The organism is Cupriavidus sp. FW305-27 (genome assembly GCF_058787995.1).
In genome coordinates this window covers 1-13059 of the sequence record NZ_JBYTAG010000114.1, presented here as the reverse complement: position 1 = coordinate 13059, position 13059 = coordinate 1, and the positions used below count along the sequence as shown (strand labels likewise).

At 64.8% G+C, this 13059-nt stretch carries 21 protein-coding genes; 5 read left to right on the top strand and 16 right to left on the bottom strand.

The window, feature by feature from the left end:
• From AC3WRI_RS32210 to AC3WRI_RS32135, 16 genes are all read right to left on the bottom strand, one after another.
• On the bottom strand, positions 1–576 hold a 576-nt coding region (locus tag AC3WRI_RS32210; RefSeq protein WP_492294938.1), incomplete at its 3' end, for a S49 family peptidase.
• Between the two features lie 47 nt (positions 577–623).
• Positions 624–2195: a phage portal protein gene (locus AC3WRI_RS32205; RefSeq protein WP_492294936.1), complete on the bottom strand. Its 1572-nt coding sequence runs from the start codon at positions 2193–2195 to the stop codon at positions 624–626.
• The gene (locus tag AC3WRI_RS32200) at positions 2192–2407 is read right to left on the bottom strand and encodes a DUF6148 family protein (protein WP_492294934.1); all 216 of its coding nucleotides are present in this window, start codon (positions 2405–2407) and stop codon (positions 2192–2194) included. The genes AC3WRI_RS32205 and AC3WRI_RS32200 overlap by 4 nt, the downstream gene beginning before the upstream one ends.
• Positions 2408–2410: 3 nt before the next feature.
• Positions 2411–4570 carry a phage terminase large subunit family protein gene (locus AC3WRI_RS32195; RefSeq protein WP_492294932.1) on the bottom strand — a complete coding sequence of 720 codons (2160 nt, stop codon included), beginning with the start codon at positions 4568–4570 and terminating at the stop codon, positions 2411–2413.
• Positions 4500–5024, bottom strand: a complete 525-nt coding sequence (locus AC3WRI_RS32190) for a terminase small subunit (RefSeq protein ID WP_492294930.1) — start codon at positions 5022–5024, stop codon at positions 4500–4502. Before AC3WRI_RS32190 ends, AC3WRI_RS32195 begins: the two co-directional genes overlap by 71 nt.
• Positions 5025–5167: 143 nt before the next feature.
• Positions 5168–5968 carry a hypothetical protein gene (locus AC3WRI_RS32185; protein ID WP_492294928.1) on the bottom strand — a complete coding sequence of 267 codons (801 nt, stop codon included), beginning with the start codon at positions 5966–5968 and terminating at the stop codon, positions 5168–5170.
• Positions 5969–6148: 180 nt separating this feature from the next.
• Entirely contained in the window at positions 6149–6466 is a 318-nt protein-coding gene (locus AC3WRI_RS32180; protein ID WP_492294927.1) for a hypothetical protein, read from the bottom strand.
• A gap of 197 nt (positions 6467–6663) precedes the next feature.
• Positions 6664–7050 carry a hypothetical protein gene (locus tag AC3WRI_RS32175; protein WP_492294925.1) on the bottom strand — a complete coding sequence of 129 codons (387 nt, stop codon included), beginning with the start codon at positions 7048–7050 and terminating at the stop codon, positions 6664–6666.
• A gap of 2 nt (positions 7051–7052) precedes the next feature.
• Positions 7053–7367, bottom strand: coding sequence for a hypothetical protein (locus AC3WRI_RS32170; RefSeq protein ID WP_492294923.1), 315 nt, complete (start codon positions 7365–7367; stop codon positions 7053–7055).
• Positions 7364–8437 (bottom strand): hypothetical protein, encoded by a 1074-nt coding sequence (locus tag AC3WRI_RS32165; RefSeq protein ID WP_492294921.1) that lies wholly within the window; start codon positions 8435–8437, stop codon positions 7364–7366. Before AC3WRI_RS32165 ends, AC3WRI_RS32170 begins: the two co-directional genes overlap by 4 nt.
• On the bottom strand, positions 8437–8610 hold the full coding sequence (locus AC3WRI_RS32160) for a hypothetical protein (protein ID WP_492294920.1): 174 nt from the start codon (positions 8608–8610) through the stop codon (positions 8437–8439). Before AC3WRI_RS32160 ends, AC3WRI_RS32165 begins: the two co-directional genes overlap by 1 nt.
• 8 nt (positions 8611–8618) lie before the next feature.
• Positions 8619–9032: a hypothetical protein gene (locus AC3WRI_RS32155; protein WP_492294918.1), complete on the bottom strand. Its 414-nt coding sequence runs from the start codon at positions 9030–9032 to the stop codon at positions 8619–8621.
• Complete coding sequence (locus AC3WRI_RS32150; protein ID WP_492294917.1) at positions 9029–9358, bottom strand: hypothetical protein; 330 nt, start codon at positions 9356–9358, stop codon at positions 9029–9031. The genes AC3WRI_RS32155 and AC3WRI_RS32150 overlap by 4 nt, the downstream gene beginning before the upstream one ends.
• Before the next feature lie 14 nt (positions 9359–9372).
• A complete protein-coding gene (locus AC3WRI_RS32145) occupies positions 9373–9915 on the bottom strand; it encodes a phage regulatory CII family protein (RefSeq protein WP_492294915.1) in 543 nt (180 codons plus the stop codon).
• A 267-nt stretch (positions 9916–10182) separates the two neighbouring features.
• On the bottom strand, positions 10183–10695 hold the full coding sequence (locus tag AC3WRI_RS32140) for a hypothetical protein (RefSeq protein WP_492294913.1): 513 nt from the start codon (positions 10693–10695) through the stop codon (positions 10183–10185).
• A gap of 40 nt (positions 10696–10735) precedes the next feature.
• A complete protein-coding gene (locus tag AC3WRI_RS32135) occupies positions 10736–10996 on the bottom strand; it encodes a hypothetical protein (protein ID WP_492294911.1) in 261 nt (86 codons plus the stop codon).
• Positions 10997–11079: 83 nt separating this feature from the next.
• Here AC3WRI_RS32135 and AC3WRI_RS32130 point away from each other — a divergent pair, with 83 nt between their 5' ends.
• The 5 genes from AC3WRI_RS32130 to AC3WRI_RS32110 form a co-directional block, all read left to right on the top strand.
• Entirely contained in the window at positions 11080–11724 is a 645-nt protein-coding gene (locus AC3WRI_RS32130; RefSeq protein ID WP_492294909.1) for a LexA family protein, read from the top strand.
• 294 nt (positions 11725–12018) lie between these two features.
• Complete coding sequence (locus AC3WRI_RS32125) at positions 12019–12519, top strand: hypothetical protein (RefSeq protein ID WP_492294908.1); 501 nt, start codon at positions 12019–12021, stop codon at positions 12517–12519.
• Positions 12516–12740: a helix-turn-helix transcriptional regulator gene (locus AC3WRI_RS32120; RefSeq protein ID WP_414247954.1), complete on the top strand. Its 225-nt coding sequence runs from the start codon at positions 12516–12518 to the stop codon at positions 12738–12740. The genes AC3WRI_RS32125 and AC3WRI_RS32120 overlap by 4 nt, the downstream gene beginning before the upstream one ends.
• Positions 12737–12874 (top strand): hypothetical protein, encoded by a 138-nt coding sequence (locus AC3WRI_RS32115; RefSeq protein ID WP_492294906.1) that lies wholly within the window; start codon positions 12737–12739, stop codon positions 12872–12874. The genes AC3WRI_RS32120 and AC3WRI_RS32115 overlap by 4 nt, the downstream gene beginning before the upstream one ends.
• 1 nt (position 12875) lies before the next feature.
• Positions 12876–13059 (top strand): hypothetical protein (locus AC3WRI_RS32110; protein ID WP_492294904.1); only part of this gene is annotated, 184 nt, incomplete at its 3' end.

Here is a 13059-nt window from a genome sequence, read left to right as displayed (position 1 = left end):
GATCTCGGTGGTCTTGATGCCGCGCTGGGACTCGGCGCCGGACACATCCCGATGCGCGTTCACCACGCCGATCGAACCGACTTGCGTGGTGCTGTCAGCCACGTACACCGCCTGGGCGGCGCTGCCGATCCAGTAGGCGGCGCTGGCCATGGTGCCGTCGGCGAGCGCAATCACCGGCTTGATCGCACCGATCTCGCGCACGATGTCGGCCAGCTGCTGCGTGCCGGCCACGGTGCCGCCGGGCGAGTCCACGTGCAGCAGGATCGCGCTGACCTGACGATTGGCCGCCGCGGCGCGCAGGTCCCGAGCAATCAGATCGCTCGAGGCGCCACCGGAGATGTCGCTGAACAGATTCGCGCGCTGCGCGATGGTGCCCATGATCGGCACAATCGCCACGCCGTTGACGATCTCGTAGTCCTGCGGCGCACTGCCCAGCGGCTTGCCGATGCTGGCCTCGATCGCCCTCAGGTCGGCCGCCTCGCCCAGCATGTGCCGCTCATAGGCGTTGGCGATCGCCACCAGCTTGTCGGGAAGGATGGCCCAGGCGCCCGTGACCACATCTAGTAGTCGGTTCATCGTCGCTCCAGAAAAGCGGAACCCGCCACGCGGGCGGGTTCGGATTGTCATTGGTCGTTGGTGTTATCGGGCGGGTCCGGCGGATCCGGCGGTGCGGCGGCCTGCCCGGCCGGCGCGCTCAGCAAGCCGTCGCGCTGGCGGGCCTCCTGCTCGCGCGCCTGCTGGGCGTGGTTGTCCTCCCAGTTGCTGCCGTCATAGGCCATGGTTTCCTTGGCCAGCGTCGTGCGCCCGATCTGCAGGTTTTTCTCCGACGCCTGCGCCTCCTTGAGCGGATCGATCGCGCCCGGCGCATCGCCCACCCACTGGCAACCGAGCCAGGCGCGGCGAATCAGCGGGTGCTCGAAGTAGCCCGGCGCAGACAAGTAGCCGTTGGCGACCGCCTCATCGATGACCAGCTCATACACCGGCTGGCAAAAGTTGGTGGCCAGCCAGAAGCGGCGCATCTTGAAGAAGCGCCACGCGTCCAGGATTGCCGCCCGCGCCGCGGTGTAGCTCGAGGTGTAGTGCTTGATCAGCACCTCGAAGGGCAGCTCCAGCGCAACCCCGATCTGGCGCAGGATCGACTGCACGAACGGGTCGAAGAGTGCGTTGGGCCGGCCCGGGTTGATCACCTCGACGCTGTCGCCGGGCGCGCCCTGGATCACCGCACCCTTGCCGAGCTTGTAATCCGGGCTGTCAGTCTCTTCCGGCACGATCGCGTCGCCGCCCTCGGTCTTGATGAAGACCGTGAACATGCCCGACACCACCGCGGCGGCGAGTTCGGCATCGGTGTAGGTGCCGAGCTGGCGCAGCGGATCGATCACCGGCGCCAGGTACGGCTCGCCGCGCGTCATGCCGACGCGCCGCCGCTCGAACAGGTGCAGCACGTTGCGCCGTCCGGAACCGCTGCCGAAGGCATCGCGCCGGTCCCACACGCGCTTGCCGCCAGCAGCACCGAGCGCGCCCGGGTGCTTACGCAGAAAATGGTACGCGACCGCTGCGCCCACATCGTCGAGCTCGACGCCGCCGGCAAACTGGTCGTCGTCGCGCCGCCCCTGCGGGTTGCAGCAGCGATCGGCCTCGATCAGCTGCAGGCGCGTGCGGTAGCGCGTGCGGTGGCGCTCGAGCATCGGCGTGAGCACGAAGATGTCGCCGTTCTCTGCGGTCGAGCGATACACCAGCTGCTGCAGCTCGTAGAACGTCTGCGTGAGCGCCGCGTCGCATTCCTTGCTCTCGGCCCACAGCGCAAACTCGCGCTGCGCCTGCCGCTGCCAGGCCGTCGCTTCTTCCGGCGTGAGCCCGAGCATCTCGCTGTCGATGGCGGGCTGCGGCGCGAGGCCGGTGCCGACCACGTTGGTGACCACAGTGTTGATCGCACCGCGCGCGAGCGGGTTATTGCGCGCCAGGTCGCGGCTGCGGTTGCGCAGCACGGCCAGCTGCGGGATCAGATCCGCGTCGGCCGAGCCGCCGAACGCAAACCAGTTCTTGAGCGAGCGCTTGATGGTCGAGCCGCCGTCATAGGCGCCGGAATAGGCCTGCACCGTTCGCGCATGCACGCGCCGGTTGCCGGCCGCCGGGCTGAAGTAGTTGACGACGCGGTCGACCATCGTCAACCGTGGGATGGGCTTGGTGACCTTCATTCCGCCACCCCGTAGCCGATCGTCATGCGGCGGCCACCGCGGCGGGCCATGCGCAGCTTGCCTTCCCAGTAGTCGATCTGCTGGCGGATCTCCGCGGCATCAACGCGGGTGAAGCTGCGCGTGCCAATGGTGTAGGCCTGGTTTTTCGCCACGGCACTGCTGGCGGCCAGCCAGAGATCGAGCTGCTGCTGGGCTTGTTCGGCTGTGATCATGAATCAAATCTCCACGCCGCCCGAGACGGTGCCATAGCGGCGCCGGCGTCGGGGTGGCAGGTTGGGTGAATCGACGGCCGCAGCCGGCAGGACCGGCGGCGGCTCGGCCTCCTCGTCTTGCGTTTCGGTCGCCTCCTCGTCGGGCTCGGCCGGCATGTCCTTGATCTTGATCATCGGATCGTCGACCAGGTCAGTTGTCGGCTCAGGCTCGTCGAACAGGCCGCCCTGCGACAGACGTGCCTCCAGGATCGACCAGTCGCGCTCCTGCATCAGGTGCACCTTGGCCGCGCGCGAAGCGTGCAGCGCGTAGACCTCGCAGTCCAGCACCTCGTTGCGCTTTCCAACCTTCTTCTGCCAGACGCGGATCACGTGGCCGTTCTGCTGGCGCACCGGCGCCTTGACCTCGGCCAGGAGCTGCTCGAAGTAGTCCGCGATCACGTTCTTGTAGACGTGAAAGCGGCCCGGCCCCCTGCCCTCCAGGCTGACGCGGCCGCGCTCGCCGATCAGCAGGTCCTTGGACCGCCCGACACCGACCATGAACACCGACACGCCATAGCGCGCCGCCTTGGTGTTCTTCTTGTTGGTCTCCAGCACCGGGCCAGGCTTGCGGAAGATCTCCGCATCGGGGCTGCGCGCGCCCTTGATCGCCATAACGTGCGGCACGCCGCAGCCCTGGCGCGATCGCACGTATTTGTAGACCGCGTCGGAGGTGTTGCCGTCCGAGCTGTCGATCGACACCGCACTGATTCCCAGCGCAATGCCGCGCGCGTGGCGGTACTTGCCGAAGATCAGCTTGTCGAGCTGATTCCAGCAGTCATCGCCGATCAGGCCGGCCCGCCCATACAGGCGCTCATACAGCACCAGCCAGGTCTCTTCGCCGCGGCCCCAGGCGCGGATGATCACCTCGAGGCGATCCGGCTGCACGTCGACGCCGACCGTCAGCAGCAGGCCACCCTCGGACACCGTGCGCGGCAGGTAGTCCTTGGCGCGCTCGGCCAACTCTTCCGGCTTGGCCTGGTCGCCCTTGAAGCTGTAGGCCTCGCCCTTGGAGCTGTTGGTGAAAGCGACCAGCTTGCTTTCATCGCCCATCGCCAGGTGATGCAGCGCGGTCAGCCAGTTCTCCATCAACGTCGGCATGGTCGAGCCCGGAAACGGGCTGTACAGCTCGTTGATGAAGTAGCCGGCGATGCCATTGAAGGGCGCGGTCGCCATCCAGCGGCCGCTCCGCACGTTGCGGCGCTTCTCCGCGTCGTTCCACAGGCCGCCGCAATGCGGGCAGACGTAGTAGGCCTTCTCCGGGACCTTGTTGCCGAAGATCGGATGCGACGCGTCCGGACCTTCGGGGCACTTCAGGTTGTCGAAGCTGAGGGCATGCTCCTCGCCGCAGTGGTGGCACGGCACCATGCCGACGCGCTTGTCCGACAGCTCCATCTCGGCCGCGATCGTCGACGTGCCTTCGACCGTCGGCGTGCCGCCGATCACGATCTTGACGCGCGAGCGCCGGAAAGTCTTGGTCCGTTCCTTGGCCAGCTTGATCGAGTCGCCCTGGCCGCGCAGGTTCAGGTTGCAGTCGTCAGGCTCCTCGATGAAGATCCGCGGAATCGGGCTCGACTTCACCGAGCTGGGCGAGTTGGAGCCGACCAGCTTCAGGAAGCCGCCGCGGAAGCGCTTGAACAGCATGCGCTGCTGCGCCTTGCGGCTGCGCAGATCCACCGCCTGGCGCAGCCGCGGCGTGGCGGTGACCATCGGCTCGAACTTCTCGGCCATGTATTCCTTGGCCGCGCCCTCTTTCGGGAACAGGCCGAGGATCGGCGACGGGTCCAGGTCGATCCACTTGCCCAGCACGTTGCCGAGCACGCCCGAGGTCCAGGCGACCTGCGCCGACTTCTGGCAGCACACCTCGATCACGGTCGGGTCATCGAGCGCCTCGAGCGGGTTGCCCGGCCAGCACAGATATGGCGTCACCTCCGGGTCGTACTTGCCGGCGCGGTCGGCCTCGATCGACGACAGGAAGCGGAACTTGCGCGCCCACTCCAGCGCGTTCATGCGCGGCGGCAGCGCCCAACGCGCGACAGCGGAGCGCAGCGTGCGCTTAGCCGTCATCGTCATCCTCTTCATCGTCGCCGGCATCGTCAGGATGCTCAGCGTCGGGATCTCCATCATCGTCCTCGCTCAGGTGCTGGAGCTTGCCCAGGCACTCCTCAATGAAAGGCAGCACCAGCGCCTCGTCGACCTCGACGCTGTGCTTCTCGAATATGGCGTCGGCGATCTTGCCGGGCAGCAGCAGCAGCTCGGTCTTGGCGGCCTCGACGTGATCGCCCCACAGGCGCTCGAACGTGACGGCCGGCGCCAGCATGTCGAGCTTCTCGCCGATGCGGATCTCGACCTCGATCTTGCGGGCGCGATCGAGCTCATCCTTGGGGCTCGACAGGCCTGCGCGATGCAGCTCACGCTGCGTTAGCCAGGTGATCACAGCGCTGGTGTCGTACTCGTTGCCGCGGCCGCGCTGGCCAGCCAGCTTCACTGGCATGCCCTCGTCTTTCTGCCAGCGAATCAGCGTCTGTACGGCGAAGCCGGTGATCTCTGCCAGCTCCTGCAGGTTGACCGTCTTGCCCATCGGATCTCCAACTAACTAACCCTTGCGCCCCCTTTATCTAGAAACGAAACGCGGATCGAATTACCCCCATCAGGCGGTTTCCGGAAGGACCCGGCCGGCCCCGGGGCAGGCCGGGCCGAGGGCGTCGTCCGCTGCACTTTTCGTCAGCGTCGCGCCGTGGCCTCGGCCAGGTCGGCCGCGGCGCGCAGATTCGGCACGAGATTGGTGCTGGCCACCTCGCCGACCAGGTCAAAGAACGGGAAGCGCTCGGCGTACTGCGGCGGGTCGATGAATAGCAGCACCGGCATGGCCGCGCCCCGCTGCAGGTGGCCGATGCGCGCACGCTCGGCCGTGCTGTACGCGTCCTTACGGTAGATGCCGGCGGGCAGCTTGCCGTCGGGCTGGCTGAGCGCGAAGTACGAAAAGCCGCGCAGCCCCTTGGACGGCCGCCCCTTGGCCAGGCTGTCGCGGCGCTTGTCCGTCATGTTGGCTCGATAGCCCTGCTCGCCGAACGCGCGGAAGTACGACAACAGTTGCACGATCTGGCCGCGGTTCAAGTTGCCGAAGGCATCGAGCTGCGCCGCCTTGCCTGGCACGGTGGCCTTGCCGGCGGGCAGAATGCCGGCGGACTGCAGCGAGCGCTCGTAGCGCTTCAGGCGCCGCTCGCCCCCGTAGACCTCGGGCAACAGGTACTTCTCGGCCGGCGTGCCCTTGCCCGCGTCGCTCTTGACCCAGACGCGCGCCTCGAGGGTCTGCTTGGTGGCCGAGCGAATGTAGATCGCATTGAGCGTATAGCGCGTGGGCCGGTCGAAGCGCTTGCCCATCTCTTCGACCAGGCGCTGCTTGGCATCGAGCGCCGTCTGCGTCAGGCCCTTGGCCACCGCGAACGGGAACTGCCGGCCGAGCTGGTCTTCCATCAGCCGCAGGAACGGGCCGATGTTGGTGGAAGCCGTCACATTCGCCATGGCCACTCCGAATCAGGAAAAAAACAGGCCGGCGCGAACGGGAAGAACGCGCTGGCCTATCGAAAAGGGCACGCACTTGCGAGCCCCAGGGAGAAGAAAATCGGGCCGATGCGTAGCGGCGCACCGGCCCGACGAAACCCTGCCAGCCATCCCCATAGCCAGGCAGAGAGGAGACACGGTTCAAGCGCCGAATGAGCCCGCGTCCGCCGCACACCCACACTCGTCGCAGTGACTGGCCAGCAGCATCGCCGCCGGCAGCATCGACATGCCCTCTTCGAGACCACGCAAGTGGGACGCGGACGCACCCGGCGCCAGGCGCGACGACGCCGGCGCACGACGCGGGACCGATACGGCAGCCAGCAACAGCGCGCGCGAGGCGATCACGTCAGGACTGCGCCCTGCCACCAGGGTCGGCGCCATCACCGGCATGCGGATCGGCGGCAACGGATCGCTCCGCTTGCTCCGCCACCATGCGATCAGACTGCGGAATCCCTTCATGTCGCCGCCTCCGTTGGGCGCGCGTGGCGCCGGTGTCCAGTAGTTCGCGCGTCATGATCGAGCCCACGGCCCACCCAAGCATCCAGAAGTAGTTCATGACGCGCTCCGGAAAGCAAAAAGCCCGACGCGGAGGACCGAGCCGGGCTTTCATCTTCACTGCACGCACCGAGCGCACAGCGTAGCGGAAATCTACTGATTCACTGCACGGATTGCAAGAGCAGGTGAAAGGGTGGTGTCTTAACATGCTGATTCTCAAGGCAATATTTCACCATCACATGCAGCGTCTTTTTCATGTGGTACGCCTGGCGCTCGCTGACCTTCACGCGCTTGGCCACCAGGTCCGCCGGCAGCTGGTCGACATAGAAGCCCATAGCCACCTTGCGCATGTCCAGGGGCAGCTTCAGCACGGCCTTGTGCGTGCGCTCGCACTCATCCTCGAAGGTGGCCACGAACGGGCGCACCGGCACCGTGCGCGCCTCGTCGATCGTCAGGCTGCTTTCCCCGTAGCCGCGCCCGCCATTCCCCTTGTGCAGCCAGGCTGCCCAGGAGCGCAGTCGATCCTTGACCCAGTCATTGCTCGCCATGCTCACCTCCGTTTCCCGACGATGGCCCGGGCCGACGCGATCCCGCGTTCAGCCACCGAGGCCGTTGCCGGCAGGTTTTCGACTTCGGGAATGCCCGGGATCGGCGGCAGGTGCTCGCGCCGCGCGACTTCCCACAGGCCTGTCCAACGCGCCGCTGCCACCGACCAGGTGCCCGGCCGGATCTCGCCCACGCCATAGCGCACGGCAGTCCAGAACACCGCGCGATCGCTCCACTGGTCGCGCCGCTCAGCGCGCAGGGGCAGTTGCTCAGCCGCCTCGGCATAGGCCTGCTCGGCGCCCATCAGGCCCGCGCTCATGCCTGACGGCGACGCTCACTCGCCGCATCGAGGTCCCGCTTCCACTGCAACAGGCTGCCAGGCGCCACGGCCTCGCCCTGCAGGCGCGCCGCATGGGCAGCTTCTGCCGCGGCCAGGTTGGCCAAGCGCATGCGCTCCCGCTCCCGCGCCTCGGCAACCCCATCGGCATGAACCGACGTCCAGGCTTCACCCAACTTTTTCACATTTCGCAATAATCCGTTGAAGTATGGCCACGGCTTCTTTGCAACGCCGGCCATTGTGGCGCCATGCCATTCGTCCAAAACACGCTGGCGGAACGATTCGGGTACCTCGGCCAGCCTTCGTGCAATGTAGGCCCGCTGAGGGTCCGTGATACCCGTCGGCCAGTGCAGATGCACCTCCCACGAAACGTCCGGCTTCGCCCCCTCATCTGATCGCCCGGCCGGAGGCCGCTCCCCACCGAGCAGCAGCTGCTCGTGGAGTTCCTCTGAGAGCTGCTGGCTGCCGTCATCGGTCGGTGTTTCGTCGATTTGGGGGTTGTCATCCTCCGGCGCCGCAGGCGCGGGAGGGTCGATTGATCCATCCTTCTCGGGCCGCAGGCCTGAGGAGGTAGGAGGAGGAGGGTTTAAGGTGTTACCGGACGCCGGATGTGTGGCGGCCTCGGCGTTTTCGCCCGTTGTGGACAAGTGCCGTGAAGCCTTTGCCGGCTTGGTCTTTGTGGGCTTCGCCAACTGTATCGACTTCGTATCGGCCTGCTTTTGGTCGCAGTTATCCCTATCAGCGAGGGGGCAGACAAACACCAGGTCATACGGGCCGCCCAACTTGCGCAGCAGGCCGAGCTGCTGCAGGCGCGTCAGCATGCGCTGGAGCTTGGACTTGTCGTGAGCAAGGAACCGCACGCCAGACCGCGCCGCGCGCTCTGTCCACTCCTTCAGCGCCTGGTAGGAGATGCGCACGCCTGGGCGCCGGCCCACCACGCCCGTCTTGAAATCCATCCGGGGCCGCAGGGCACCCACATAGAGCTGGAACAGGTCCGCGCCCTCACCCATCAGCGCGTCGAGCTCTGCGTCATTGATACGGAATGCGGGCATCAGACCAGCTCCTCGCGACGAGGATCGAGGAGCTGCCACACGTGGCCATGCTCCCACTGGCGATAGTGGCCGCTATACGGGGGAAACGGATTGGCGTCGGCGCGCTCGCCCTTCACGGCAGCCCTCTGCCCTGCTTCACGCAGCGATTCGATCGATTGGACGGGTAGATCCATGGAAGTCCTTATGGCCGCAGTGCGGCGGCCTCACAGAGAACATCGAAGGTGGCCACGAATGCGGCCGGGTTGTCAGGGCCACACTCGGCGCGATACACCTGCGTGGCGTTGATTACTTCCGCGCGGTAAGCGGCGCGCGCTGTCGCATCGGTAAGCGAGGCCCAGCGCTCGCAGCAGATCTCCGCGAGTGCGGACATCTGCCCGGCCGCCGCGAAGATCCAGACCACGTCGCACAACGGCCAAAAGCCCAGCAGGTGCTGGGCAAAGGCGCGCAGGCCACGCATCCCCTTGTCGGGCGCCAACCGGCAGGCGTGATGCCAAGCGCAGCACAACTGATAGGGCCTGGCGCATGAAAAGCCGAGCGACTCCCGCATTGATTTGCAGCAGAACATGTCCGGCCGGAAGCGGATCTCCGTTTTCACGCGGCGAGCACCTGGTCAAACGCGCACAGGTCTTCCCAGACATGCCCGAGGTCAGCACTGCCGTCATAGGTGGCGACCATGTGCTGCAATGCCTTTTCGACGCGCAATTGGGCCGCGTAGTCCGCATGCTTCACGCTGACCAGGCGAAACACACGGCCCTTGCCATGCTTGATGGCAAAGACCCCGAACGGCTCGCCGCCCGCCAGGATGCGCTTCTTGACGCGGGCAAAGACCGATTTCAGTTCGCGCGCCGTCAATGGCTTGCGCCGGCGGAGGATGGATTTTGGGCGTACGCGACCCGCCGGCGCCGCGCTGGCGCCGGGCATCAGATTGATTCGAGTCATATGCGGCGCTGGCTCGCGAGAGTTTCGTCTGGGACAGTCATCGACTCGACCGACTCCCGCAGCATCGTCACCATCGTCAGCACGTGCTGGATCTCGGGCAGAACCTTGGCTGCCTCACAGCGCGTGATCTTGCCGTCGGCCGCCGCCTGGGCGAATTCAGCCATCATTTCGCCGAACTCGCGCGCTGCCTCGCCCGCCTGGCGCATGGCCACCGCCATGCTGGCGCTCACGGGCTCTACCTGCGGCAACGGGATCACCACCATGCCGTGTCGCCAGCAGAGCGCGCGCAGCGGAACCTGCCAGCCGTCAAGCCTGGCCTCTTCGCAGAGCTCCAGGATCAGCGAGTATTCCTCGAAATTGAGGTGATGCGTATCGATCCCAGGACGCAATTTGTTGCGCAACACATTGGGGTACATCTGCCGCCCCAAGCGGCGCCCCATGGCCAGCGCGAGGCCATCAATCGTGCCGGGATACCGACTCGCGAGGCTGTAGAGCGCCTCATGCTGATTGATGTCGTTATCGGTCTTAACAGGAACCACGGTAAACCCCCGGAATACAGCCGTTCTTTCCTAGCGCACGGCCTGTTAATCTTCGTCTCAACGCAGCACTTGACCGCGAGCTCAGGGAGAAATCTGTGTTCCAACCCAAGCCGAAATTTCTTCGCCGTTTGAGTCCAGCCGAGAGGCGGCGAAGTACCCCTCGTCGGAAGAATTGGCGACCGCCCCAGAATCAGGTATGACTCGTTGCCTCCGGCCCCAGACAACTCACGCCTGAAGGGGCCCCACTTTGGAGCATCGAATTGAAGATCATTGTTGACTTGGTTGAGAACCAAGTGGCTTACCCCGATTTTGAGTGGCCGGCATGGGCGCCTCCACCGTCGATTGGAGATTCCGTCCTAGCTCATCGCGATGGCAAGCCATTCTTTTTTGATGTGAAAAAGCGGATAGTGACACTGGGGGTACAGCCGGAGACTGGAGAGCCTTCAGTCCGTTACTCATTGATAGTTGAACTAGTGAAGTAACGTCGAGCTGGCGCACATCGGCGCGCACGACTTCCCAGCCGGCCGTCGCAATCCCCGGGAATGGCTCGAGGAGAATCACTACTCGGGTCGACACTTGCTTCCCAATGCCGACATGGACGTTGCCATCCTCCTCACGATGGAAAGAAATCGCCTTTTCGTCGGCGGGACTTGTCTGAAGCTCCGCCATCGTTTGTGCGGCCCGGGTGGCGTCACTGGCAGTAGCGGCGGATGCTTCCCGACGAGGCGAAGCGGGCGCGATCAGCCAAAGCACCAGGCGGGCGTAGAGGTTCTTGATCATGGGATTCCTGCTCGTACGTTTTGATGGGCTGCGCACAGTTTCACGGGCCTACGTTCAGGCAGAGTTCGGGCCAGATGAGGTGCCAATCTTCGGGACGCATCGCCTTCCTGGCCACACGTCCTTCGGTGGCCAGTTCTAACCCCGTGCAGTTCTTCGGCGACGGCATGCGTCCGGAATAGCGGTGTCGCCACTGTCTAATCTGCGCATCACTTTCGATGGCGTAGCCGAAGGCGTTCATCCGCCGCCGGAGTTCTCCAACGGTCAACGAGCCAGTCGACGAGAGATATTCATCAAGATGCATGCGTCACATGCTAATAGCATTTGCTACGCAACGCAAGTAGCCAATGCTAGCGTAGCACGCGCTACGCTTTCGGGATGCACAAAATGACCGAAACCCGGACTGCCCGACTGAAGGCAGCTATTGAGAAGCTCTGCGACGGCAACGCAAATGAGTTCGGCCGACGTCTTGGCTACAAAGATGGGGCCTTCATTCGCCAGATGATTGCAGGAAACCGGCCGATCACGGAAAAGACGGTCATCGCCATTGAAGCGCTGCCGGGCCTGCGTGGCTGGTTCTCTGAGGCAACATTCGACGAGAACGTTTCCCCGGCCCCGATCGGAACCCGCGCTATCCCTCTAATCAACTACGTTCAAGCTGGTCAGCTGACCGACATCGGTGCGGCTTTCACCGGCGAAGCAATGGAATACCTGCTTACTGATTTACGCTTATCCGACCACGCATTTGCACTCGAAATTGAAGGTGACTCAATGCTGCCGGAATTCCGTGCAGGCGATCGCGTCATCATTGACCAGGAGGTAGCCCCAGCTCCCGGGGACTTCGTGGCGGCACGCAATGGCAGCGAACAAGCCACATTCAAGAAGTACCGGCCGCGCGGCATTAATGAAAGCGGAGAAGAGGTTTTTGAACTGGTTCCACTCAATGACGACTATCCAACCCTGTATAGCAACCGCGAGCGGCTTAGCATCATTGGAACGATGATCGAGCATCGTCGCTATCGCAGGCGCTAACGCTTCACCGGCCCCCCCCTACCTGAGCCGCCCTCTAGGCGGCTCTTTCTTTTGCAACGCGCCTCAGAGGCTCGTGCGTAGCGTTTGCTATTGCATATATGCGTAGCGTTTGCTATCTTTCCTCGCATACCAACCCTCTTGGAGTGCGCGGATGCCTCGCAAGCAACTTTTCCTCGGCTGGATCGCTTACCTTGTCCTCTTTGGCTGGGCCTTCTTCGCCCACGCCTGCGCCGTTGAATCCGACCTCCAGGTAGCGCCCGCCACCGCCTCTGCGCGCCAAGTGTGAGGTAGGCCATGCATCTCCGATTTGACCACCAAGGCAAGGCCAAGCCCAACAGCTTCGTCGTCATCGACGATTTCGGGACGGAGCACAACGCCCTAGATGCCTATCTCGTCAGCGGCCTCGACCCTGCCCAGCGCAAACGCCTCGCCTTCCGCTTCAGCGAAGACCACGACCCCGATGTCAGCCGCGCGCAACTGACCCGCCCCGACCACTACTCCGCCCGCGAGTCCGCCGCTTTCGCCAGCCCGATCGGCATGAGTATCGAAGCGGAAATCCGCATTGATTTCGAGTTGCACCCGGCATGGGACGAACAGCGGTTCTTGCCGCTATGGACACAGGCCGAAGGCGCCCAGATCCGCATCACCCACGCCGGCATCAACGAATGGGAATGGAGCCCCACGTCGACATCGATCGCACAGAAGGCTCTCGAAGCCTTCTGCTGGGCCTACGTCGACATGGAAAAGGCTCGAGAGGCAGCCGGCCGCACCGGACTAGTGGAGGCCAGGCAATGATGCGTCCTATCTATGTCGATCTCCCAACGGTGGCTTCCATCGTTGCGCTCTCGATCACCAGCGTGCAAAAGCTCGTCCGCGAAGAGCAGTTCCCGAAGCCGCGCGCCGTTTCGAGCCGTCGGGTTGCCTGGCTCGTTCGCGAGGTGGAGGAATGGGCCGAGGCCCGCCCTATCTCGGAGTTGCCGCCGCCACCCAACACGTCGAGGAGGAAGCCGCAATGATCGCGTTCCGCATCGTCCTCGACGGCCGTCGCGCCTATGTCGGCCTGTTCCGCTGCGCCTTCGACGCGATCGAAGACGGGTTCAATCGCGGCGCGCGCACGGTAGCTGCCAAGCGCATCACGCCACGGGGCTGAAATGAGCCGGCGCCGCGCCCGCTACACGTTTGCCGACCTGGTCGAAGGCTTCCGCCTGATGAACGGGTCGGGGAACGCTGAGCTGCGCGTCCGCGAATGGCGCGTGGCCATGCAGGTGCGCGCGTTTCTCGACGCCCAGCGCAAGACTCAGGCGCGCCGCCACCCTCCCCGCCCTCGCTTCGACC

Coding starts and splice junctions, on each gene's coding strand:
- AC3WRI_RS32205 (WP_492294936.1), bottom strand. CDS start 2,195: ATGAAGGTCACCAAGCCCATCCCACGGTTGACGATGGTCGACCGCGTC.
- AC3WRI_RS32200 (WP_492294934.1), bottom strand. CDS start 2,407: ATGATCACAGCCGAACAAGCCCAGCAGCAGCTCGATCTCTGGCTGGCC.
- AC3WRI_RS32195 (WP_492294932.1), bottom strand. CDS start 4,570: ATGATGGAGATCCCGACGCTGAGCATCCTGACGATGCCGGCGACGATG.
- AC3WRI_RS32190 (WP_492294930.1), bottom strand. CDS start 5,024: ATGGGCAAGACGGTCAACCTGCAGGAGCTGGCAGAGATCACCGGCTTC.
- AC3WRI_RS32185 (WP_492294928.1), bottom strand. CDS start 5,968: ATGGCGAATGTGACGGCTTCCACCAACATCGGCCCGTTCCTGCGGCTG.
- AC3WRI_RS32180 (WP_492294927.1), bottom strand. CDS start 6,466: ATGAAGGGATTCCGCAGTCTGATCGCATGGTGGCGGAGCAAGCGGAGC.
- AC3WRI_RS32175 (WP_492294925.1), bottom strand. CDS start 7,050: ATGGCGAGCAATGACTGGGTCAAGGATCGACTGCGCTCCTGGGCAGCC.
- AC3WRI_RS32170 (WP_492294923.1), bottom strand. CDS start 7,367: ATGAGCGCGGGCCTGATGGGCGCCGAGCAGGCCTATGCCGAGGCGGCT.
- AC3WRI_RS32165 (WP_492294921.1), bottom strand. CDS start 8,437: ATGCCCGCATTCCGTATCAATGACGCAGAGCTCGACGCGCTGATGGGT.
- AC3WRI_RS32160 (WP_492294920.1), bottom strand. CDS start 8,610: ATGGATCTACCCGTCCAATCGATCGAATCGCTGCGTGAAGCAGGGCAG.
- AC3WRI_RS32150 (WP_492294917.1), bottom strand. CDS start 9,358: ATGCCCGGCGCCAGCGCGGCGCCGGCGGGTCGCGTACGCCCAAAATCC.
- AC3WRI_RS32140 (WP_492294913.1), bottom strand. CDS start 10,695: ATGATCAAGAACCTCTACGCCCGCCTGGTGCTTTGGCTGATCGCGCCC.
- AC3WRI_RS32135 (WP_492294911.1), bottom strand. CDS start 10,996: ATGCATCTTGATGAATATCTCTCGTCGACTGGCTCGTTGACCGTTGGA.
- AC3WRI_RS32130 (WP_492294909.1), top strand. CDS start 11,080: ATGACCGAAACCCGGACTGCCCGACTGAAGGCAGCTATTGAGAAGCTC.
- AC3WRI_RS32125 (WP_492294908.1), top strand. CDS start 12,019: ATGCATCTCCGATTTGACCACCAAGGCAAGGCCAAGCCCAACAGCTTC.
- AC3WRI_RS32120 (WP_414247954.1), top strand. CDS start 12,516: ATGATGCGTCCTATCTATGTCGATCTCCCAACGGTGGCTTCCATCGTT.
- AC3WRI_RS32115 (WP_492294906.1), top strand. CDS start 12,737: ATGATCGCGTTCCGCATCGTCCTCGACGGCCGTCGCGCCTATGTCGGC.